This window comes from Microbulbifer maximicatervae (SeqCode), from assembly GCF_056232625.1.
In genome coordinates, this window is the sequence record NZ_CP174324.1 from 3018951 (window position 1) to 3041297 (window position 22347).

The window sequence follows — 22347 nt, forward strand, 5'->3', positions numbered from 1 at the left end:
TTTCTCTCCCCGACCTGCCTTTTCAGCCTCTAGCGCTGGCAGTAGTTCGGTGGAGGTCCCAGGCCAATTGACTGTTTTAGCTGCATCCCCAAGCTTATAAGCCTTCTAGCCAGGGAAGCGGTTTGGGGCAGGGGAAATACCGGCATTAGGAGCTATGCTTTTTTACCTTACGAGTCGGAATCATTTAACGGCTTTTTCTTGATCCCTTGCTAGCCTGCCAGTCCTATGATCAGGACTCTACCATATTCTGCCGCTTCTTCTTATGATCAGACGACTCTAAGACCTTCTGCACCTCCTGGTGCAGCTTGTTCTCATCCTTATTCGAAAATATGTCCTTCATCTTATTCTCTATGCCCTTCTTGTTTAGTATTTTGGGCGGGACTTCGGGGGGGCGTACCTCAGGTTCACGTTCGACTTGCCGCTCTACCTGGGTGTCTCCCGTATCTGCACTAACCTCTGCTACAAGAACCTTTAAATCGGGGTCCGCGATCCGAAAATTCCTGGCACTAGCGGACTCAGGATCCGGCTTTTGCAATATGTCAGCAGAAAATTTGGCTGCTCCCCCAACCGATTCTTCCTCATAGTTTTGAAAAAATTTGTTACACTCTTCTAAATCCTCCTTAGCAATTTTTAGAAGATCTTCAATTCTCCAATTCTGGAATTTTGGCCCCAAATATTTTTTATCTCTGGTTTGCAAAAAAATTTCTAACCTTTCTATATATTCTCTCACTTCCCCCGGGGTTCTCAAGCTTTTCTGCAAGTTCTGACTACCTCTTTCCAGGAGCCCATTCTCATCTATTAACACGACTTTTCCCATAAGTAATGATGAGCTCTCTTTGGTGTTATCAATATTATTCGGAGCTCTATAGCATATCTGGGCGGGGTTTAATTTTTGCCCCACTGAGGATAGCAGATTAAAAAATGCCCTCCTGGCGCTACCGATTAAGTTTGCAGCAGCCCCCCCCCGCTGAGGCAAAACTTGCCCCTCGCGGGGCTGTTGGATGGAAATTCTTTCGGTGGAAGCCCTCGAAATCCTAGCTAATTCGGGTCCAGCCATTTATTTATCCTATTTCTACCTTACGTTCTATTTAGCCTGTCAATCCAGAGAGCAATCTATTTATTAATTGGATACCCAGGCACCATTCCTTCCGGATACTATTCGCTTTTAGCCTGCCGGTCTTTAAAATTTGACCCCGATTCTTTATTTTTTAGTCTCAAAGAGCCTCTGAATAACTCCGTAATGCCTCTGCGGGTCTTGAAGGCTGCAGATGTTAGGCGCATCGCCGCGAATGGCCCTAGTCCTTTGCAAGAGCTGCAACGCTGCAGATGCGGCCTTCAAGGCCCGCCCTTCGGGACTTGCAGAGCGATTCACACTCCGCGTTGCGACTTCTTGAAAGGTCTAGACATTCCTGCGAAGCCGCGCCTTGATTGTGAACCGCTCTGCATGCCAGAGATATCACGGAGTTATTCAGAGGCTCCTTAAAGGTACGTTTTTAGCGGCTTATTAACACAACTTAACCCTGTATCCCAGCGGATAGCCACTCATCAGTGTCCTGCGCGGGGGCGGCGCCAGCTCTGCCTGCCCCCTTACCCGTTGCGCCTATTACCCGCAACCAAGTAGGCAACTAGGGAGTGTTTTTCTCTCCCCGAGCTGTCTTTTCAACCTTTAGCGCTGGTGCTAGTTTCTCACCTTCCTCAGGACGCTCAACATACGAGTCTTGACGGTCTTCAGGGGAGATCTGCGAAGTACCTCCCGCCTCCCGTGTGCGTTTGTCTTCCGTTGATGCAGGTTGTTCTTGTGCCTGGTGATTTCTCTTGCGACGAGGTAGGGGCAGGGGGGGCGGAGTGCGCTGGGGCTGCAGGGGGGATACTAGAGGCCAAAGCTTGGGGGGGAGCTTAGAGGACTCAGCATCAAAGAATTCGAAACACTCAGTTTTTGCTTCAGAAAGTTCCATCGCACGTAAAGCCCTATCGAAGCTACCCATAGTATTTATACGCTTAAGAGGAGGCGGTGCATTAAACACCTTAGGGGCGATTTTATGAAGCAGGTTTTCTCGCTTTATTTTCAGCTTTTTATATTTTTCATTTTCCTCTTTATATATCGCCTTTAGATCATCATACTCCTTAATACTACCAACCGGCCCTTTTATCGCACCTGAAATGATCTTCAGATCCTGAGTACGCTCCGCTAGTTTTTTGTCTATAGCCTTTAACCTTTTCACTAGTCTCTCGACGTTGGAAGGCTCTACTTCTACTTTAGAATCTTCCATCGCATCAGGAACCTGATCGAAGCTATCTCGACACTTATGATGTTCTTTATTAGGATCATCATATATCGGTTTATAGTTTTCCACGAAATCAGCATGCGACAATTCTACCTGTTTAGGAGGGGGCAGTGCTTTAAACTGCTGAATATAGATTTCCTTAAGCTCGTCTTCTTCCTTTTTCAGCTTGTTATAATTTTCTTCACCTTCTTTATATTCAAGCTTTAATCTATTGCACTCCTCAGAAGTCTTATCCGGCTGTTTTTTTATATCTTCTGAAATTAACCTTAGCTCCTTAGAGCACTCAGCAACCTCTTTTCCTTTAGCCTCGAACTCCTCCTTTGCTTTTTGTACGTCACCTAGCAAATTGTCGTTAATTTCATCAAGTCTGTTTGGAGCTTTATAACATATCCGGGCGGGGTTTAACTTGCTCCCCATGGATACCTGTATATTGGAAAATGCCTTTCGGGCCTGGCCCATTAATTTTGCCGCGGCACCTGCGGCCGACTTGACTAAGGCTCGATTCTGTGTAGCATCGGCGGGGTTAACCGCCAATTTAGATGTTTTGCTAATTACTGTTCCGGTCATTTATATACCCTACTTGCAATCTATAAGTTGTTTTTAATACCTACATCCGTGAGGCGCTCTATTTATTGATTAGGCACCAAGATACTATTGGCTTTAAGCTAGCCTGCCTTTTAAAATTGACCCAGGATTTTTAATTTTCAACCTTAAAAGCGCCTTTGTTAATTATTTTTTAAGACCCCTAAACTTCGTATCATAGAGGGACGGCAAACCGGAGAAAAACACAACTTATAGAAGCGCCCTTGAAATTGTCAATTTTGGCTTCCAGTTGGCCAGCTCGCATATCAAATAGATTGCTGTTATAGAAAACCCTTAAAACCTTGACCTAGAATATATTGCACAAAGTACAAACATCTATTTTTATTGGTTTTTTATGCCTACACTTAGGGAGCCTCAAGCTTAAAGGGTGGATTCCCTATTAATATATCCCTGATACTCTCTCCAGGATCGGAAACATTTTCGTTCCACGATTTTAGTCGCATCAGGGGCTAATTTAACCTCAACTCTCTTTAAGGTCCGTTCACCCGGGAGGGGCATTTCTTCTTCGCGCAAGAAGTTAAGCTGTAAGCCATCGGGCAAATTACGCGCTAGACGCTCCCACCCCTCGGTAAGAAAATCTCTTGACTGGTATAATTTCTCTAATTTATTTTTAGCCTTTTGATACGCTTCAAATAATTTAGCAGGCTCGCCAGAACCATCGTGAAGTCTGGTGATATCCAGCTCGTTTATAATCTCTTCTTGCTTCTCTATGTTTTTATCTAGGGTTTCTATATCTTTCGTTATTTTTGTTACATTGATTAACATGGCGTCTTCAATTTAGCAAATTTATTTGGACTTTTATAACTTACCCAGGCGGAAATTCCCCCCATGGATGCCAGTGTATAAAAAATAGATTTTTTGGGCCTGGCTCATTAATTTTCAGCAGTACTTACCGCCGAATAGGATAACTCTCGATACTGACCGGATTGCAGAGGGAGTTAACTGCAATCACAGTATTTTTAAAGATTACTGATCCGGCCATTTCCTATTCCAGTCAAGCTCTAGAAACTGTATTCGAAACCTGCATTTAGGAAACGCTCCTTTTAGTTGACACCTAAATACAATTTCAACTAAATAGTATTCAATTCTAGCCATCCCGTCTTATATATTTCGACCCGTTTTTTTAGATTATGGGCTTTTTAGAAAACTCGCCCTTAACACTGCACTATATTGCGGACAACTCAAAATGACTGTTGTTACTCGAAAATTAGCCGCCTGTACGCAATTATCTCTATTTTTACTCCCTCAAAGCCGCACCTAGCAGCTTTAAGGCTCTCCGCCTCTAAGTTGGTAGATAATTACATCCCATTAATAAACTGATCAGTACTGAAAATAAGAATATTTTCTCTAAATATCAAGAGCTCCCTTCATAGTCAAAAATTTTCTATATATAAGAATGGGCATCCTACTTTCGCGCTAACGCTATAGTTTTCTATCTACCAATTTAGCAACCGGCACTGACACCCATTTCTGTGGACTCCAGCTGGGTGGCATGCCCCTAAGAGGGCGTCGCCTGGGCATTGGCCTTTGGCCCGATTGCCGCAATGACTACCGCCAGTGCTACCACAACCAGTAACAACCAGCGCCCAGCGCCACCGGTCTTCTGACGGCAATAGTATTTCTTTCGGCAACAGCAGATCGTCTTTATGCAACCGCTGCCCGAATAACATCACCCTATTCACTGACTTCCCTCCACTTTTAAATTGGATATTGAAGTCATTAAACAGAGGGAAGCAGGCGATAGGAAAGTGGAATTGTAGCAGCCATAAAAAAACCGGCACTCACGCCGGTTTTTACTAACCTTCAGAATAACACCCAAGCCCAACCTTCTCATAGAAGCTTGCTTAGGGAGCCTGTTGCTTTAAGTAATGTGTATAAAATTGCTACGATCTTAAATGGATTCTACGAACGGATATGTTCTCGCAGTTCAAAATTTCCATATTTGCTTTGGGTGTAAAGAGTAACCGGGAGCACGGCTGTATCCAGCACGACAGAGAACATTGAGTCAACTACAGTACAAGCCAAAATGATGTTACCAAAGTTCTTGGGTTTGGAGTTCATTTTACATACATTGTAAGCCACGCCACTATATACGCGGGGCATGCTATTACAATAAGAGCCTTCCCTTGTTAAAGCACTACCCACCGCATAGTTGTCGCGGCCAACAGTTTTGACTGTACCGCAGCCGATCATCGTCAAAGCTAGGGCAATTACGATAATTTTTTTCATTTTAACTCCTTTTATCTTTATTTGATTTAGCCTAATTCAAGTAGCGAGCTTAGATTCAAACCATAGGAAAAGTTCACTTTAGGCTACCCCAGCTGAGAGTTTAATTTTGGTATCTGAGCACAATTTCTTGCCTGTTATATTCAGGGACTGAAAAAAGTAATCATCAGGCAAAGAAATTTGCAAGCGCAGATTGTTGCACTCAGGCCCAGATCAATCGACCAAGCCATAATCCTTACGCAACACTTCAAGCAATTCCGCTTTTGGATTATCAGATATCTCAAGTTTCGTACCAATAATCTTCTCAGCAATACCAATATAAGTATTAGAGAGATCTATCAGCATAGATTCTGGCAGCTCGTTATCACGAGCCAGAGCCGAGCGTTCATCCATGCGATCTTTGTTCAGCAGGATATCGGCATCGGGGAAGTATTTGAGCAGGGCCTGGCGGAAACCCTCTTTGGATTTCTCCACAACCTTACCCGCGCGGTACTGTTCGCCGTCCCAGATACGGGAGGAGTCCGGGGTGCCCACCTCATCCATATAAATCAGCTTTTCTTCACCATTGGCAGAGGTGACATAGCCAAATTCAAACTTGGTATCGACAAAGACCTGGTCGAGCTTTTCCAACTCTGCGGAAATCAAATCGAAACCTTCTTTCAGCAACTTCTCGTACAGGTCGATATCGCCTGCATTGCGGAAGCCGAAGGCTTCGAAATTGTCTTCAATATTCTTGCGGGTGACATTGACATCATCTACTTCCGGCACACCGGGGATCCCCTTGAGAATACCTTTGCTGGAGGGGGTAATGAGCAATTCAGGCAGCTTCTGGTCTTTCTGCAAGCCATCGGCAATCTCGATACCGCAGAACTCCCGCTCACCCTTCTCATAGGAGCGCCACATGGAGCCGGTAATGTACTGACGGGCGATCGCTTCGATCATAACCGGGCGCGCCTTCTGCACGATCCACACCAACGGATGGGGGATATCCAGAATATGGCTATCGGCGAGGCCCTGCTCTTTAAACAGCTTGAACCAGTGATTGGAAATAGCATTTAGTGCTGCGCCCTTGCCAGGTACGCCACGCATGCCGCCTTCACCAGTCCAGATACAGTCAAACGCGGAGATACGGTCAGAAATCACCATTATCGCAAGTGGGGTGTCAGGAGAAACGGGGTAGCCCTTCTCCTCAATCAGGCGGCGGCTGTCTTCTTCGCTCAGCCAGTATACGGAGCGGACCTTGCCACTGTGGATAGGCTTGTCGGTGCGGATTGGCAGGTCATTATTGACCGCTAGAACTTTGTCAGCCAGGCTCATGGGCTCTCACCTATTTGAAGGGACCAAATAAAAGAAAGCGCGGCATTCTAGCAAATGCCGCAGCCTACAGACAAAGAAAGTATCGGGTAATTACTCCGAGCTTCGCCGGGCCTCCCATTCCACCTGGTGCTCATGGGTAGGCCAGGCACTCATAATGGCCTTGAGCAAGGTCGCCAGGGGAATTGCGAAGAAGACGCCCCAGAAACCCCAGATGCCGCCAAAGAACAACACCGCAAGGATAATGGCAACCGGGTGCAGGTTAACTGCCTCAGAAAATAACAGTGGTACCAGTACGTTGCCATCGAGCAGTTGGATAATGCCGTAAGTCATCATCAGGTATAAAAACTCATTACTCCACCCCCACTGGAAAAGCCCAATAGCCGCAACGGGGATAGTGACAACCGCTGCACCGATATAAGGAATCAACACACTGAAACCCACGGCTACCGCCAGCAACAGGGCGTAGTTCACCCCCAGTAACAGAAAGGCGGCATAACTGACAGCAGCCACAATGCCAATTTCTATTACCTTACCGCGTACATAATTGGCCACCTGATCATTCATCTCATGCCAAATCTGGTGGAGCATGGGCCGCTCTTTGGGCAGGAAAGAGGTGCACCAGCGGATCAGCTGTTCCGCATCCTTAAGGAAGAAGAACACCAGGATCGGCACCACTACAACGTAAATCAGCAACCCGGCAAAAATGGGTAGGTTGGTAAGGGAGAAGGCCAGCAGTGTCTGTCCCAGGCCGCCCAATTCGCTGCCAAGGGTATTGAAGATTTCATCGATCTGTCCGGCCGAAATTAATCGTGGGTAGCGTTCAGGGAGTAACAATAATAGTTCTTGGCCGCGCTGCACCATATTGGGCAACTCTGCCCCAAGCCGCACCAACTGACGCCAGATAATAGGTAGCACCACAAATAACAGAGCCACAATAGTACCCACCAACACCAAGCAGGACAGGGTAACCGCCAGCCAGTGTGGCACACGCCAAGACTTCAGCTTTTGCACCATACCCTGCATCAGGAAGGCGATCACCAACGCAGTGAATACTGGGGCCAGCACTGCGCCCAGAGTCGCCAGGACCACCAGGGCCAGGGTCAAAATCAAAACCAGAAGCACCACTTCTTCCTGACTGAAGTAGCGGTTCACCCAGCCTTTTACAATCGATAACATAGACTCTCGGGATTTATCTTTATTCATTTGCCAGCGTACAGCCAATATTGAAAGGTATTATTACGTCGCTCAGCGCGGAGCAGGGGCCGGCCACTTAAAGATGCAAAACTGTGGAAGTCTCGCCAGGACCCTTCATCAGTGGCCAGCACACAAAGCAGCGTTCCCTCTGGGTATTCCCGCAATGCCCGGCGCATGGCCAGTAACGGTTGTGGGCAGGGCAGATTTCTTGCATCCACAATAGTGGCCGCGTCCCAGTTCGGTATCTGGGTATCGGGCTGATTGGTAGAAGAAGTTACTGACATTGCCTTTTTAGTCACAAACCAGAATTGCCGGGGATTATAGCGCGAACCAGACGCCATAACCCGCGCAGGCTTTACGCTTTTTAACTTTCCGCCTGGCGCAAGTGTGAACCTTTTATGGTCCACTAAGTCCAAACCTCGACAGTCCAACGGGGTAGCGTATAGAGTTGGACTATAGATCCTTCATGGACAGACCGAGCAGTAATCAAGATGACTGATTCCAAAAACAGCCTGCTTCACCGAACGCGCCCCTCAGCTATCCTCCATCGACTTCGCGCAGGACTGCGAAGCCTGGGTATGGGGTTGTTACTCGGCGCAGTCCCGTTTGCTGCCATAGCGGACAGCGATGAAATCCGCCTCCCCGAACTGGGCGATAGGACCAGCGGGGTCGTCTCCCACACCCAGGAAAAAGAACTGGGGCAAATGTGGCTGCGTATTTTTCGCAGTCAGGTTCGCACCTCCAGTGACGCCCTGATCCAGCAATTTGTCGAAGGCATGGTCAAGGAATTGGCCGAATACAGCCCGCTGGAAGACAAAGAAATTGATGTTGTTGTAGTAAACAACAAAACCATGAACGCCTTTGCAGTCCCCGGTGGAGTCATGGGGGTCCATACCGGCCTGTTTCTGTTTGCAGAGCGTGAAGACCAGTTTGCATCGGTAGTTGCCCACGAATTGGGCCACCTCAGCCAGCGGCACTACGCCCGCTCCCTGGAAGCACAGCGCAATAGCACAATTCCTACTCTGGCCGGTATGCTCGGTGCCTTGGTTCTGGCGGCTACCGCCGGTGGTGAAGCGGGGATCGCGGCCATGAGCGTGACCCAGGCTGCAGCCCTGGACAACCAGCTGCGATTCAGCCGCAAGAATGAGCAAGAGGCAGATAGGGTCGGTATCGATACCCTGGCCAAATCCGGTCGCGATCCAGAGGCCGCCGGTGAAATGTTCGAGCAAATGCTCAAGGCCACACGTTACTACCAGCGCCCGCCAGAATTTCTCCTGACCCACCCCGTTACAGAAAAGCGTATTGCCGATGCCAAGTTGCGCGCTCAGCGTATGGAAAAAGTGGCTCCCAGCGAGGATCTGAATTATCACCTGATGCGCGCCCGAGTGCGGCTCGCCACAGAACCAACGCCGCAGCAAGCAGTAAAACGCTTTAGCGCGGAGCTGAATGGTATTAATGACAATGAGGATGCCGCCCGTTACGGCCTCGCCCTGGCCCAAGTAGCCGCAGGCAGGCCCGATTCAGCGCTCGACACCCTGCAGCCCCTGTTAGACAAAACTCCCTCAAAAGCAGCCTATGTGCTGGCCCGAGCGGATATCGATCTGTTGCGAGAAGACTACAACAGTGCCACCAAGCGCCTGCAGTGGGCCCTCGATCGCAATCCGGGAGACCACGCCTTAATCATGGGCCTTGCCAATGCCCACTTTAAAGCCGGCAACTACCTGGCCGCAGAGCGCCTGCTGGCGAAATATAGCCGTACGCGGAAGAAAGACCCGGCAGTTTGGTACCTATTGGCGGAGACCCACGGATTAGCCGGAGATATTGTCGGCGTGCACGAGGCCCGGGCTGAGTATTACATTCTCAATGGCATATTCGACAAGGCTATTCAGCACCTGCGCCATGGAATTCGCATGTCAAAAGACGATTACCAGGTCAATGCCATCCTGGAACAGCGCCTCAAAGATGTACTGAAAATGCAGGAAAGAATCGAGGAGCTGTAACTCCCCCCAACGAAAAAGAGCGGCCACTGGCCGCTCTTTTTGTTTACTCACCGCTAATCCCTCAAGAGCTAACCTTTGCGGAAATCCAACATCCGCTGCAGCGGGATCATCGCCTTGCGCCCCAGTTCCGGGTCCACAAAGATCTCATTATCCCCGCGCTCCAGTACACCGCAGAGGTTCTCCAGAGAGTTCATCGCCATCCAGGGGCAATTAGCACAGCTGCGGCAAGTGGCTCCAGCACCGGCGGTTGGCGCTACCATAAGCTCTTTGTCTGGGCACTCCTGCTGCATCTTGTAGAAAATGCCCTGGTCGGTAGCCACAATAAAGCGCTTCTCCGGGCGGGTCTTGGCAGCATTAATAATCTGTGAGGTAGAACCCACCACATCGGCCAGGGCTACCACAGAGGCGGGAGATTCAGGATGCACTAGAACCACAGCATCCGGGTAGAGGGCCTTTAAGTCCTCAACCCCCTTGGCCTTAAACTCTTCATGCACAATACAGGAACCGTCCCATAACAGTACGTCTGCGCCGGTTTCCCGCTGGACATAGCCGCCGAGGTGTTTGTCAGGTGCCCAAAGGATTTTTTCGCCATTGGCATCCAGGTGATCCACCACATCCAGCGCAATACTCGAGGTCACCACCCAATCGGCCCTGGCTTTTACCGCAGCAGAAGTATTGGCATAAACCACCACAGTCCGGTCCGGGTGCTGATCGCAAAAGTCAGAGAATTCTTGCGGGGGGCAGCCGAGATCCAGGGAGCAGGTTGCCTCAAGGGTCGGCATCAGTACTTTCTTGTTCGGGGTAAGGATCTTAGCGGTCTCACCCATAAACTTTACTCCGGCCACTACCAGAGTATCCGCCGAGTGCTGAGCGCCAAAACGGGCCATTTCCAATGAGTCAGAAACACAGCCACCGGTTTCCTCTGCCAGGGCCTGAATCAAAGGGTCGGTATAGTAGTGTGCGACCAATACTGCATTCTGTTCTTTCAACAAGCGCTTGATGCGCTCGCGCCATTCTTGCAGCTCTTCTTCGCTATATTGAGACATTACCGGCTCCGCCAGGTGCGCTTGCACCAAAGAGCGAGAATCTACCTTGTCTGCGGCAATGGACTTATGAGTCATGACTAACTTCCAGTCGCGGAAAAGAGCGCATTATAGCGCAATGAAACGACACCACCACGCACCCTTTCGACAGCAATTTTAATCTGGCGTTACAGGCAAAATAGGCCGAAGGGAGTCAACCTGGTCACCTCAGAAAGTACACATTTCGGCAACAGGACCGCTATGGAGATTTTGGATACCGTGTTAGTCGGGGCTGGGGTATTAGGACTTGCCTGCGCCTACCAGCTGAGCCGTGCCGGCCACAAAGTGATGGTACTGGAACAACACAGTGCCATTGGAACTGAAACCAGCGCGCGCAATAGCGAGGTTATTCACGCAGGCCTCTACTATCCAACAAACAGCTTGAAAGCTCGTGCCTGTGTTAAAGGTAAATCCATGCTGTACCAATTTTGCCAAGAATATGCGGTGCCCCATAAGCAAATCGGCAAACTGGTAGTCGCCACCGATAAAGCACAGCTTGCGCAATTGAGAGACCTCAAAAATCAGGGGGATACTAATAACGCTGGCGGACTTCGATTACTAAGCGCCTCTGAAGCCCGATCTATGGAGCCGGAATTACAATGTGCCGGTGCCATTTACTCTCCGACGACCGGCATTATCGATAGCCACAGCCTGATGCTAGCCCTTGAGGGTGCCATGGAAGCCAGGGGAGGAGAAGTTATACTTGCGAGCAAAGTTGCGCGAATTGAAATATCCAGCGGCACTTGCCAACTCGTGATGGAGGATGGCTACAAACTGAAAACCTGCAATCTAATTGTGGCCGCAGGCCTCCACACAAGCTCGCTAGTGGGGACGATAAATAGCGAAGCTATAAAACGAGAAATCCCCACCACGTATTTTGTTAAGGGCAGTTACTTTACCCAGTCAAGTAAGGTGCCTTTTTCACACTTAATTTACCCTCTACCTGAAAGTGCCGGTCTGGGTATTCACCTCACTCTGGATTTGGCTGGAGGTGCGCGCTTCGGTCCGGATGTGGAGTGGGTTGAGGCCATTAACTACCAAGTGGATCCGAGTAAACTAAATACATTTCATGACAACATCCGTCGCTACTGGCCTGGAATATCAAAGAATACTTTACGGCCTGGCTATGCGGGCATTCGCTCCAAAATTGTACGCAGGGGCCACCCCGCTGGTGATTTCCAGATTTATCACAAAAGCCTATCGGATAAATCTCAGTTAGTGGCATTTTTTGGAATTGAATCCCCCGGGCTGACCTCTTCACTGTACCTCGGAGAAGTAATCGTAAAAATGATTTGCTAATTATTTATCCACTGGAAGAGAAATTCTGTTTAACTCAAACAATCTCAACGAAAGCAGAAAGAATACGCTATTGAAGTGATAAAGTAGGAATAGTATTTATCCACCAATCACCTACATCAGGTTCAACATAAACCCCAGGGTATTCTTTCCCTCTAGCTTTTACGGTGCGAATTACTGAATAATCATACCCATATTTCCCGTACCCAGCTGTGTTGCCAGTGCGGTTTGGAAATCATTCACTTGAGTGGTGGTATGAGTATTTAAAGTACCTGATTGAGAGGTGGTGCTGGCGCTACTGGAAACCCCAGTTTGGCTAACATCAACCGTATTCATATTTCCATCTTGGGTAATGGTGATATTGGATGATGTGACATCCGTTTGTAACACCATCAGAAAATTTGATGTGCCAGTTTGCAAAGTAGTCACACTACTCAGATCAACCAATGTATCTTGCTCAACATCAGCGGTATTATCCGTTCCCGATTGGGTGATATCAATCACACTATTACTAATAAATTCGTCCTGTTCAGCATCCACCATATTGGTGGAACCACTCTGAAATACCGTCAATGTTGAAGAGTCTACAAAATTACTTTGACTAATATCTACTTCATTCATACTACCGTTTTGTATAACAGTCGCGGCTGTTGAGGAAACGTCTTCCTCTTGACTTACCCCGGCTTCATTGTTATCGCCAGTTTGGTTAATAGTGATAAAACTCTGGGAAACCAGGTCTTCCTGATCTACAAACATTCCATTGTCATTGCCGTTTTGGGTAACAATGATAGAGCTATTTGAAATCTCATCACCCTGATCTACGTCTGCCTGATTACTTGCACCTGATTGAAAAATGCTCGCGGTAGACGAATCAACAACTGAAGCCTGAACTATATCACCATCATTTGAAGAGCCCAGCTGTATAATAGTCGCGGTGGATGAAGTGATATTGCTAAACTGATCGACATCTAAAACATTATCATCGCCAACTTGATTAACAATAATAGTGCTAGCCGAAATTACAGTCGACTGTTGTGCATCTGCATCGTTCATATCACCATTTTGAACACCACTAATCGTGCTGGTATCAATTAAGTCTTCCTGCTCCAATTCGGTTCTGTTTGTTGAGCCCACCTGAGATGAGATTACACTACTGAAACTAACTTGGTTATCCTGCCTGGATTCAAATTCATTATCAGTTCCCGACTGGGTTGCGACCACAGAACTATTACTCACGATATCCCCTTGTGGGACCACTGCATCGTTCATATCCCCTGTTTGAGTGATCAACACCAGGCTCTGGGTAACTCCCTCCTCCTGATCAAGGTCCGCATCGTTGGAATTGCCAAATTGGTTGACCGTTAAACTGGATGATTCAACTGTATTCTCCTGAAAGGACTCAGCCTGATTCATATCCCCCTGTTGATTAATTGTGTTATTAGCTGCATTAACATTTATATCCTGAATCGAACTTGCCTCATTGTTATCTCCAATTTGTATGTGTGTAATCACACTATTGGTTGTATTATTCACCTGTTCCGCATCAGAGACATTTCCAGTTCCATCTTGAATAACCACAATCTGATTATCTGTAACCGAAGGATCAGACTGGTCAATTGTGGCTGCATTCATAGAGCCCTGCTGGGAGACACTGCTGACATTACTGTCTGCTAAAGCCCCACAGTGAATCACGGCCAACACTGCCGCAGCCAATGGCTTCATAAACTTCATAGCAAATTCCTTTTCAAACAAATTACCGACCAAACTACTGAGCAGGGGACTTCCTCACAAGGATAACGAGGAATTCATAACTATTTAGCACTATCAATCACAATTAAAAATTATGAATTAACAATAATAAATACAGGCATAATTTTATGGCCTTGAAATTCTACTGCATAATACTTCCCGTATTACCCCCCCCCACTTGGCTAGCAATAGCCACCTGCCCATCATTTGTTTGTGTCGTGACATGAATATTGGAAGAACCTATCTGGGAGACAGTGGCCAATCCAGTACTTAGTCCCAACTGAGAGACTTCTACATAATTCATATCACCACTCTGTAAGGTGGTAATAGAGGAGAAAAGAGCAAAGCCCTGCCCTACCAATGCCTCGTTGAGAGTTCCATCTTGCTCAACACTAATAAAGCTTGATTCAGTTAAGTCTCCCTGAAATAACTCGGCACTATTTTCACTCCCAAGTTGATTAATTAGCCCAGTGCTATTAAGCGCAAAATCCTCATGGATTGCTTGTGCAAAGTTCATTGTCCCAGTCTGAGTAACAGCAACAGTTCCCTGTATCCCCCCAACATCCACCTGGGCAGCAATACCCTCATTATTTGAACCGGACTGGATAACAGAGGCACTACCTGCAACAACAAAGTCATCCTGAACCACCCAACCGAAGTTGCCATCGCCAGATTGACTAATTAGAGCTGTACTTTCTGAGACTTCTGCAATTTGCTCCAGAATCGCCTCATTCATCAAACCCGATTGCTCCACCGTGCCCATATTCAAATCTGTAAGTGCCCCCTGTAAAACAGACACTTGATGTGAGTCTCCGGTTTGGGTTATTGAAACGGTATTATTGGTGCTGGTAGGATTAGACTGATCTACTGTTGCCAGATGTCCGTCGCCATCCTGGTCAATATCAGTCGTATTATTACCGCCCATAGAGTGACCACTAAAAGTGAGCGCAGCTATTGCAGTAACTGAAGTCCAAACTTTCATTTAACTAATTCCTTATCCATAGATTTCACCTCTTGCGTTAAGCAAATGCACAGCACAACGCCCCCAAATCAAAACCTAAACTCTCTTTGGAAAGTAGAGTTAAAGGCCTATATCAGATAGACGAAAATCAATAGGAGGAAACATTTTTACCTCCTTGAAAATGATTATCTGATCCTAAAATACAAAATTGAAAAATACATGGAGCTCCGCAGTCGCATTGCAGCGATCCGTATTCACACTAATACCGCGAAGCCCCTATCCAATTTACTGAAAAATAAATCCAATATTTGAAATACCATTTTGCGTCGCAATAGCAGTTTGCGAATCGGACAATTGCTCGGTTGTATGTTGATTTAACTCACCTATTTGGGTGGTTGTAGCAACACTGAGCATATTTCCCTGCTGGAGCACACCTGCAATATTGCTAATGCCATCTTGAAGTATGGTTCCTGTAACCGAGCTTGCAGTAACTTGTCCAAGCATCGCCTCATTCGAAGTCCCCGATTGAGAAATCGATGCTAATGCTGCTGATGTTCCACCTGCCTGCTGGGTAACTCCCATGTTCATCGAGCCCAATTGACTGACATTTCCAACACTTGTATCAACTATTGCTTGTTGAACTCCGCCACCAAAGTTTCCATCTCCAACCTGATTTACGTTTACAGAACTGTTCTCGACACTATCTTGCTGCAATGAACCAGCAAAGTTTCCATTACCTACCTGAGTAATAGAGACAAAGCTGGTAGTGATTCCATTTTCTTGATCAGAGTCAACCTCATTCATATCCCCAGATTGCAGAACACTAATAGTGGAGGAGAACACCCCCATTATTTGTTCACTGACAAAGAGATTTTGACTGCCAATTTGATCGACAGAAATAGTGCTAAACTCCACAACGCTTTGCTGACCGATCTGGGCCATATTGTCATCGCCAATTTGATTTAGGATGACATCACTTCCCAATATATCGAAGACCTGCCCCATTATGATCGCATCATTCATATCGCCAGTTTGAGTCACCGCGATACTAGATGCTTCGGTATCAGTCTGGGTGATGGTCATAAAGTTCATTTCCCCAGCTTGATTTAGTTCCTGGGTAGAACCAAGTGATTCAAGTTGCTCCGCTGTCGTATCGTTATTATTCCCAATCTGGTTAATTTCCAGCGAGCTTGACTCAGTCATAAACTGCTGGAAAGACTCGGCCATATTGCCATCACCCTCTTGGTAGTGGGTCATGGTATTGCTTACGGCATCGCTCGCCTGGGTCGATGACGAAGAGTTTGCATCGCCAATCTGGGTAACATCTATCAGGTTCCCTATGGCCGTAGGGTCAACCTGATTGGCGTTCGCTGTATTACCGACTCCCTGCTGATCTATTAACGTCGTATTATTACTGGCCATCGCACTTCCACTCACTGCGACCAATATAGCTAGAGCTACAGGCTTCAACTTCCTCATAATTCAATCCTTCATTAACTATTCAAGCTTTTCTTGGGACTCAACTTAGAGGGCCTCATCAACAACATCGATACCAATAGGCATGCCGGCGTAAGGCATGCGCAAATCCAATTTAGCGCCATCCCTACTCCAAACAGCAGTATCCACCAAAGAAGTGTTAAAGCTCGCCAAACTCGAGCGCTGAGGCAATAAAATTGTCACAGGCAATTATGCGAACAACAAATCCCAAGAGGAATTGACATGCACTGGCACAAGGTCACTTGCGATAATGAACGACTGAATATTTAGAAACTATTCTCAAATCGCTGATCATGGGCCGACCAACTACTGGGTAAGAGTTAACGATAAGCGGCGATACAGCTATAAGAAGGAAGTGGGGAAAAACTAGGAACAAAGTTTGGAATTAAATTTCTGTGCCACCGGTAGAGCATTAATAACTCACTCTTAGCGGGTCAAGTCACTCAACAATTAAGAAGATGACTCTCTCTAGCCACTTATGTCGCTAATCTGGTGCCAGTAGTACCAGCACGAGAAGTGACATATTCCTTAGATAGGTTCGGTCAAGATCTAGAAACGCCTTAGTGATGAAATAAAATAGATCCAGGCGCACGAACAAATTGCTTGCGTTGTCAGCACCTACTGAAAAGCAGCACCCAATAGTCAAGAGAAAATATACAGCAAACAGAAATAAAAAATTAAATAGATTTTAGAGAAGTCTAAGAGAAGTAATTATTACGGAAGCAGAGAAGATATGGTGGGTCGTGCTGGATTCGAACCAGCGACCAATTGGTTAAAAGCCAACTGCTCTACCAACTGAGCTAACGACCCCCAGGATGGTTGGACTAACTTGGTAATGGTCCAACTTGGGTTGTTTTTACCTTCGCGCAGAAGTGTAAAAACTGGGTGGGTTGCCTTGGGCATCCCTGTCGAAAATGGTGGGTCGTGCTGGATTCGAACCAGCGACCAATTGGTTAAAAGCCAACTGCTCTACCGACTGAGCTAACGACCCTTTTCGATGCCTCGTTGTGAGGAGCTGCGTATCTTACGGATCTATTTCGAAAAGACAATACCTAACTCGAAAAAAAATCTAACAAATTTAAGGAGTTAGGTATTTGTTCAAAAAATTGGCGCCAACGGCCAATTAAGGTGCGTAGACCGTGGGGTCCTCCAAGCCGGCCTCTGCGAAGCCGGCAGCCCTCAGGCGGCAACTGTCGCAGCGACGGCAGGCAGCGCCATCTGGCAAGGCTTGGTAGCAGGACACAGTTAAACTGTAGTCCACCCCTAAGCGGGTTCCTTCGGTAACAATATCCGCCTTGCTCATGTCCATCAGCGGCGCACGTATAGACAGCTTGTTGCCCTCGACACCGGCCCTGGTAGCCAGGTTGGCCATCTTCTCGTAGGCCTCAATATATTCCGGGCGGCAATCCGGATAGCCGGAGTAGTCCACGGCGTTCACACCCACAAAAATATCCTGGGCGCCCAGCACCTCTGCCCAACCCAGGGCAATAGACAGGAATACCGTGTTTCGCGCCGGCACATAGGTCACCGGAATACCGGAGGTTTCCTCTTCGGGTACTTCGATAGAGTCATCGGTCAACGCCGATCCGCCGATTGAGCGCAGGTCGAGCTTAACCACCTTGTGCTCAACGGCCCCCAAGTCCTTCGCCACCTTCTGCGCAGCCAATAGTTCTGCCTCGTGACGCTGACCATAATCGAAGCCCAGGGCATAACACTCGTAGCCCTCAGCGCGAGCCATGGCCAGTACGGTGGCTGAGTCCAGGCCACCGGATAGCAAGATTACTGCTTTCTTTGCTGTCATTTTTTCCTCTTTTCTTGATGTGGCGCAGCGGCGCTTTAGACGCCGGGGATGTCACCCCACAACAGCTTGTGCATTTGCATCTGCATACGCACCGGTAACCCATCCTCTAGTATCCATTCAGCTAGCTGGCGCGGCTGCAGCTGCTCGTAACTTGGGGAGAAAAGCACCTCTCCAACCCGCTCAGGCATGCGGTACTGATCCAGGGTAAATCGAGCCCAGTCGTAATCCCCGCGATCACAGATCACAAATTTAATCTGGTCCTGGCGAGTGAGTACTTGCATATTCTCCATTCGGTTGCGGTGCTGCTCCCCGGAGGCCGGCGTTTTCAGGTCGACCACTCTCGACACCCGCTCATCCACTTTATCCACAGGCATTGCGCCACTGGTCTCAAGGGACACCGCATAGCCCGCATCGCAAAGCGCCTTCATCAGGGGAAAACAATTGGGCTGGGCCAGGGGCTCACCACCGGTAACACACACATGGCGAGCGGGATGGCTTTGCACCTGCTGCAAAATCTGCTCCAGCATCATGCGCTCGCCACCGTAAAAGGCGTACTCGGAGTCGCAATAGGTACAGCGTAACGGGCAGCCCGTCAGGCGTACAAACACCGTAGGAAGGCCACTTTCTCGCGCTTCTCCCTGGAGGGAGTAGAAAATTTCACTGATTCTGAGTGATTCTTTGGAAAGATCGGTCATACACACCCAACACAAAAACGCCCGAGTGGCACATGCCACCCGGGCGCGGGATCATAGGCTTTTTCTGCTCAAAAAACCAGCGATGGCAGTCAGTAGCGGCTGAAGGCTACTGGAAGTTCTCCTGCAGATACTTCTTCGCCAGGTTCGACGCTCTGGCGTCACTGGCTGCCACCTGCTCCAGCAGGTTGCGAGCTTTTTGCTGGTCGCCCAGCTGGTGATAAACCGTACCCAGCTTGTAGCGGCCATCCCAGACTTTACTGGAATTCGGGTAACCGTCGAGGAGGGCTACGAACCACTCCCGAGCCTCTTCCAGGTTGCCTTGAACCAGTGCAATTTCACCCAACCAGTAATTCGCATTCGGGGCATACTGACCATTGGGGAAGTCCTGCAACAGGCTTTTGAACTCTTCACTGGCGCCGCCGTAATCGCCATTGCGGGCCAAGCCAAAGCTGGCCTGGTAGCGGTCGCGCTCGCTCTTGCCGTCTTTCGGGCCCTGGGGTTTAGGCGGCATTGCTGAGCCCCCCTGCCCTTGCATGGACGAAGCACCGCCTTCAGCGGCAGACGGCGGCTGAGCCGCTGGCTCTGTACCACTCAGGCGCGCAATACGCCGGTCCAGATCCATATAATCTTCGGTGCGCTGCTGTTTGAGACGCTTGATCTCATGGCGCAACTCTTCAACTGTGCCACGCAACTCCCGCACTTCCTGCTGCAAAACCTGCATTTGATAGTAGGCTTCGGCCTGGGGGTTCCCCTGGACTCGGGGTGGTGACATACCGGCGCGGGCGAGCTGTGTCGGAGCACCGCTTTCCTCTTCATCGGTATAAGTAATGGTCGACTGGTCCTGGCTTTTAGAAGACAGGTCTACAATCGGGGCCTGGGAAAATACCGGCGATGCCGCAGTCATTACTGCTGCGGCGATCGCTAGTTTTCTAATCGTTAAAGCCATTGGCATCCATTTTTACGATTAGTTAATAACAACGCGACGGTTCATCGCACGGGCAGATTCGTTAGAACCCATTTGAGCCGGACGCTCTTCACCGTAGCTGATTACTTCCAGGTTAGCTGCGTCTACGCCTTGCAGTACCAAAAAGTCGCGAACGGCATTGGCACGACGCTCACCCAGAGCCAGGTTGTACTCGCGAGTACCCAGTTCGTCAGCGTGGCCTTCCAAGCGAACAGAACCGGCGGCAGCGCGCATACGGTCAGCGTGACGGATCAGCAGTTCACGGGTTTCGGGCTTCAGCAGAGACTGGTCGAAATCGAAGTAAACTACGTTTTCCAGAGGTGCTACAGGCTCTTTCGGGGTATCAAATTCGGTGGTTTCAACCGCGGTATTATTTGCGGTTTCATCAACAATGGTTTCCCCGCCAGTCTTGGTGTCATTGCTACTACAACCAGCCATTACTGCCAATACACAGGCTAACCCGAGGCCTGTTTTTACTGATTTCAACATAAGCTACTCCGCTTTATATATAGTGTTATCGAAAATCCTGAAAGATTTCTAATTGCTCTAATTCACACCCTTCGCTTAAGCGCGTCGGGCATCCCCGCCTTATTCAAAGTACGGCGACCAGGCCGGTTCACGGACATCACCCCTCTGAGAGGGCAGGTTGTACTTCACCCCAGCATCCAGCGACACCGCTGCCAGAATACCTTTATCCCCACGTTTGGTAGCGTACATCAACATGGCCCCATTCGGCGCGATACTAGGGGATTCGTCCAGCGTAGTCTCCGTAAGGACACGCACTCTGCCCGAGTTGATATCCATCGTAGCGATGGTAAATACGCCCCTATTACGATGCACCATCACCAGTGTCTTTCCATCGGGAGAAACACGGGGCCGCGCATTGTAATCGCCATCGAAGGTTAAGCGGTCGACTTGACCAGTGGCAAGAGTCAATTGGTAAATTTGTGGCTTCCCTCCCCTATCGGAGGTGAAAACCAGTGATTTACCATCTGGCATCCAGTTCGGCTCGGTATCAATGGAGAAGTGCCTTGTCATTCTTGTCAGCTTATTACTGACCAGATCCAACACATAGATCTCCGGGTTGCCGTCCTTGGAGAGCACCATTGCCAGTTTGGTTCCATCCGGGGACCAGGTCGGCGAACTGTTGATGCCCTTGAAGTTAGTTAATTGCTTGCGCGCACCCGTGCGCAGGTTCTCGCGGAAAATTGCCGGGCGCCCGGTTTCAAAGGAGACGTAGGCGAGCTCCTGGCCATTGGGGGACCACATGGGAGACATCACCGGCGCGCTGAAACGACGGATCTGCTTGGCGCGAGCACCATCGATATCCGCACGCATCAGCAGATAGCTGGGCTTGCCGCCACGAGTCTCTTCCTGCACGTACACCATTTCCGTGGAGAAGGCACCGCGAATACCGGTGATAGCTTCAAAGATCTCATCGGCGGCGCGGTGGGCGATATCCCGCAGCTGGGTCTGGCCGCCGCGCACTTGCTTGGTGAACATCTTGTGCTGGCCGAAAACATTGACCAGATCAAAAGTGAGCAGGTAACCGTTGGCCTGCGGCTCAATGCGGCCGGTCACTATGTACTCGGTGCCGAGTATACGCCAGTCGCGGAATACCACGTCTTCCGGGGCCTTGGGGAAAGACAGCATGTCTTCCTTGGGCACAGGGGAGAAAAGGCCACTGCGGCGAAGGTCTGAGGAAATAATCCCGGAAACATCTTCCGCCAGTACCCCGCCACCAGACCAGCTGAATGGGGACACAGCGATCGGTGTGGGGTCATCGATACCGCTGGTGATATCCACCACCAGCTGGGCTCGGGCCCCCAGGCTCACCGAGGCGATTGCAATAATGACGACTGTCTTCAGTAAACTCTTGATCATTGGCGCAGATCTTCGACTTTAAAGTTCAAAATAGTTGTGCGGACTTCCCGCTCAAATACTACTGGTTCCTCCCGGGCCAGGTCGGCCACTTCGGGAAATACCTCCACTTTTTTAATAGCGGTCAGTACCGAGCGATCCAGGGCGGCATTACCACTGCCCTCGACGATATTAGCTGCCACCACCCGGCCGGTGGGGACAAAGTTTATTCTCACCTTGGTAAGCATACCGTTTCGGGCACTGGGCGGGCGACTCCATACCGCCTCAATTTGTTGCTGGATCGCCTGGCCAACGGACATCACCGCTTGCTCGGCCTCATTCGCATCCAGCAGTTCCTCTTCATCCTGGAGGGCCTCATCAAAAGAACTCTGGCGCTCTTGGGCCAGCTTCTCCTTCAGCTCTTTTTCTTTGCGCGCCTTCTCTTGCTGCTCTTTCTCGCGACGGGCCTTCTCTGCCTGTGCCTTGCGATCAGCTTCGACTTTCGCTTTGCGTTTCTTTTCCGCCTCGAGCTTTTTCTTCTGCTCCAGGGCCGCGCGGCGCTTACGTTCGACCTCTGCCTTGCGTTTTTGCTCCGCAGCGCGATCGGCACGCTGTTTTATTTTATCGACCTTTTTCGGCAGTTTCTTCTTCGGTGTTGCCGCTTCAATCGTCACCAGCTTAGCCTGCACAAACTTTGGCATCGGTTTGCGCTCAGGCATACTGCTGGCTTCCCAGCCGTAGGTCATGGCAGCTATCAACGCCCCGTGCAACACGAGGCTGATGATAATCGCCAATGCATAAAAGCCTTTATTCACCA

20 protein-coding genes and 2 tRNA genes are annotated in these 22347 nt (G+C 49.0%); 2 read left to right on the forward strand and 20 right to left on the reverse strand.

From position 1 onward, the window contains the following. Positions 1-229 precede the first annotated feature (229 nt). The 7 genes from ACJJI6_RS13120 to ACJJI6_RS13150 form a co-directional block, all read right to left on the reverse strand. Complete coding sequence (locus ACJJI6_RS13120; protein WP_444919024.1) at positions 230-1057, reverse strand: hypothetical protein; 828 nt, start codon at positions 1055-1057, stop codon at positions 230-232. Between the two features lie 568 nt (positions 1058-1625). Further along, positions 1626-2852, reverse strand: a complete 1227-nt coding sequence (locus ACJJI6_RS13125; protein ID WP_444919023.1) for a hypothetical protein — start codon at positions 2850-2852, stop codon at positions 1626-1628. Between the two features lie 396 nt (positions 2853-3248). Beyond that, positions 3249-3653 (reverse strand): hypothetical protein, encoded by a 405-nt coding sequence (locus ACJJI6_RS13130; RefSeq protein ID WP_444919022.1) that lies wholly within the window; start codon positions 3651-3653, stop codon positions 3249-3251. Between the two features lie 1137 nt (positions 3654-4790). After that, entirely contained in the window at positions 4791-5117 is a 327-nt protein-coding gene (locus tag ACJJI6_RS13135) for a YceK/YidQ family lipoprotein (RefSeq protein ID WP_444919021.1), read from the reverse strand. A gap of 210 nt (positions 5118-5327) precedes the next feature. Next, complete coding sequence (locus ACJJI6_RS13140; RefSeq protein WP_475710780.1) at positions 5328-6431, reverse strand: phosphoribosylaminoimidazolesuccinocarboxamide synthase; 1104 nt, start codon at positions 6429-6431, stop codon at positions 5328-5330. 90 nt (positions 6432-6521) lie between these two features. Next, positions 6522-7607: an AI-2E family transporter gene (locus ACJJI6_RS13145; RefSeq protein ID WP_282934585.1), complete on the reverse strand. Its 1086-nt coding sequence runs from the start codon at positions 7605-7607 to the stop codon at positions 6522-6524. Between the two features lie 23 nt (positions 7608-7630). Next, positions 7631-7924, reverse strand: coding sequence for a sulfurtransferase TusA family protein (locus ACJJI6_RS13150; protein WP_444914722.1), 294 nt, complete (start codon positions 7922-7924; stop codon positions 7631-7633). A gap of 192 nt (positions 7925-8116) precedes the next feature. On the opposite strand from ACJJI6_RS13150, the gene ACJJI6_RS13155 reads away from it, so the two are divergent. Further along, the gene (locus ACJJI6_RS13155) at positions 8117-9625 is read left to right on the forward strand and encodes a M48 family metalloprotease (protein ID WP_475710782.1); all 1509 of its coding nucleotides are present in this window, start codon (positions 8117-8119) and stop codon (positions 9623-9625) included. A gap of 68 nt (positions 9626-9693) precedes the next feature. Here the strand turns inward: ACJJI6_RS13155 and nadA are convergent, their stop codons facing one another. Then, positions 9694-10746 carry a quinolinate synthase NadA gene (gene nadA / locus ACJJI6_RS13160; RefSeq protein WP_444895159.1) on the reverse strand — a complete coding sequence of 351 codons (1053 nt, stop codon included), beginning with the start codon at positions 10744-10746 and terminating at the stop codon, positions 9694-9696. A 162-nt stretch (positions 10747-10908) separates the two neighbouring features. On the opposite strand from nadA, the gene ACJJI6_RS13165 reads away from it, so the two are divergent. Next, positions 10909-12006, forward strand: a complete 1098-nt coding sequence (locus ACJJI6_RS13165; protein ID WP_475710783.1) for an NAD(P)/FAD-dependent oxidoreductase — start codon at positions 10909-10911, stop codon at positions 12004-12006. A 171-nt stretch (positions 12007-12177) separates the two neighbouring features. On the opposite strand, the gene ACJJI6_RS13170 is transcribed toward ACJJI6_RS13165, so the two are convergent. From ACJJI6_RS13170 to tolA, 12 genes are all read right to left on the reverse strand, one after another. After that, positions 12178-13734: a hypothetical protein gene (locus tag ACJJI6_RS13170; protein WP_444940009.1), complete on the reverse strand. Its 1557-nt coding sequence runs from the start codon at positions 13732-13734 to the stop codon at positions 12178-12180. Between the two features lie 160 nt (positions 13735-13894). Further along, positions 13895-14734 (reverse strand): hypothetical protein, encoded by an 840-nt coding sequence (locus ACJJI6_RS13175; RefSeq protein WP_475710785.1) that lies wholly within the window; start codon positions 14732-14734, stop codon positions 13895-13897. Positions 14735-14998: 264 nt separating this feature from the next. Beyond that, positions 14999-16192, reverse strand: a complete 1194-nt coding sequence (locus ACJJI6_RS13180; RefSeq protein WP_475710787.1) for a hypothetical protein — start codon at positions 16190-16192, stop codon at positions 14999-15001. 45 nt (positions 16193-16237) lie between these two features. Further along, on the reverse strand, positions 16238-16393 hold the full coding sequence (locus tag ACJJI6_RS13185; RefSeq protein WP_444940011.1) for a hypothetical protein: 156 nt from the start codon (positions 16391-16393) through the stop codon (positions 16238-16240). 551 nt (positions 16394-16944) lie between these two features. Beyond that, a tRNA-Lys gene (locus tag ACJJI6_RS13190) sits at positions 16945-17020 on the reverse strand. A 105-nt stretch (positions 17021-17125) separates the two neighbouring features. Next, positions 17126-17201: transfer RNA gene (locus ACJJI6_RS13195), tRNA-Lys, on the reverse strand. A 132-nt stretch (positions 17202-17333) separates the two neighbouring features. After that, positions 17334-18011 carry a 7-cyano-7-deazaguanine synthase QueC gene (gene queC / locus ACJJI6_RS13200; RefSeq protein ID WP_475710789.1) on the reverse strand — a complete coding sequence of 226 codons (678 nt, stop codon included), beginning with the start codon at positions 18009-18011 and terminating at the stop codon, positions 17334-17336. Between the two features lie 35 nt (positions 18012-18046). Next, positions 18047-18706 carry a 7-carboxy-7-deazaguanine synthase QueE gene (queE, locus tag ACJJI6_RS13205; RefSeq protein WP_475710791.1) on the reverse strand — a complete coding sequence of 220 codons (660 nt, stop codon included), beginning with the start codon at positions 18704-18706 and terminating at the stop codon, positions 18047-18049. A gap of 106 nt (positions 18707-18812) precedes the next feature. After that, positions 18813-19652 carry a tol-pal system protein YbgF gene (gene ybgF, locus ACJJI6_RS13210; RefSeq protein WP_475710793.1) on the reverse strand — a complete coding sequence of 280 codons (840 nt, stop codon included), beginning with the start codon at positions 19650-19652 and terminating at the stop codon, positions 18813-18815. Positions 19653-19670: 18 nt separating this feature from the next. Continuing rightward, entirely contained in the window at positions 19671-20159 is a 489-nt protein-coding gene (locus ACJJI6_RS13215) for an OmpA family protein (RefSeq protein WP_445363246.1), read from the reverse strand. A 99-nt stretch (positions 20160-20258) separates the two neighbouring features. Continuing rightward, positions 20259-21554 carry a Tol-Pal system beta propeller repeat protein TolB gene (gene tolB / locus ACJJI6_RS13220; protein WP_475710795.1) on the reverse strand — a complete coding sequence of 432 codons (1296 nt, stop codon included), beginning with the start codon at positions 21552-21554 and terminating at the stop codon, positions 20259-20261. After that, positions 21551-22345: a cell envelope integrity protein TolA gene (gene tolA / locus ACJJI6_RS13225; RefSeq protein ID WP_444912139.1), complete on the reverse strand. Its 795-nt coding sequence runs from the start codon at positions 22343-22345 to the stop codon at positions 21551-21553. The genes tolB and tolA overlap by 4 nt, the downstream gene beginning before the upstream one ends. Positions 22346-22347: the final 2 nt, after the last annotated feature.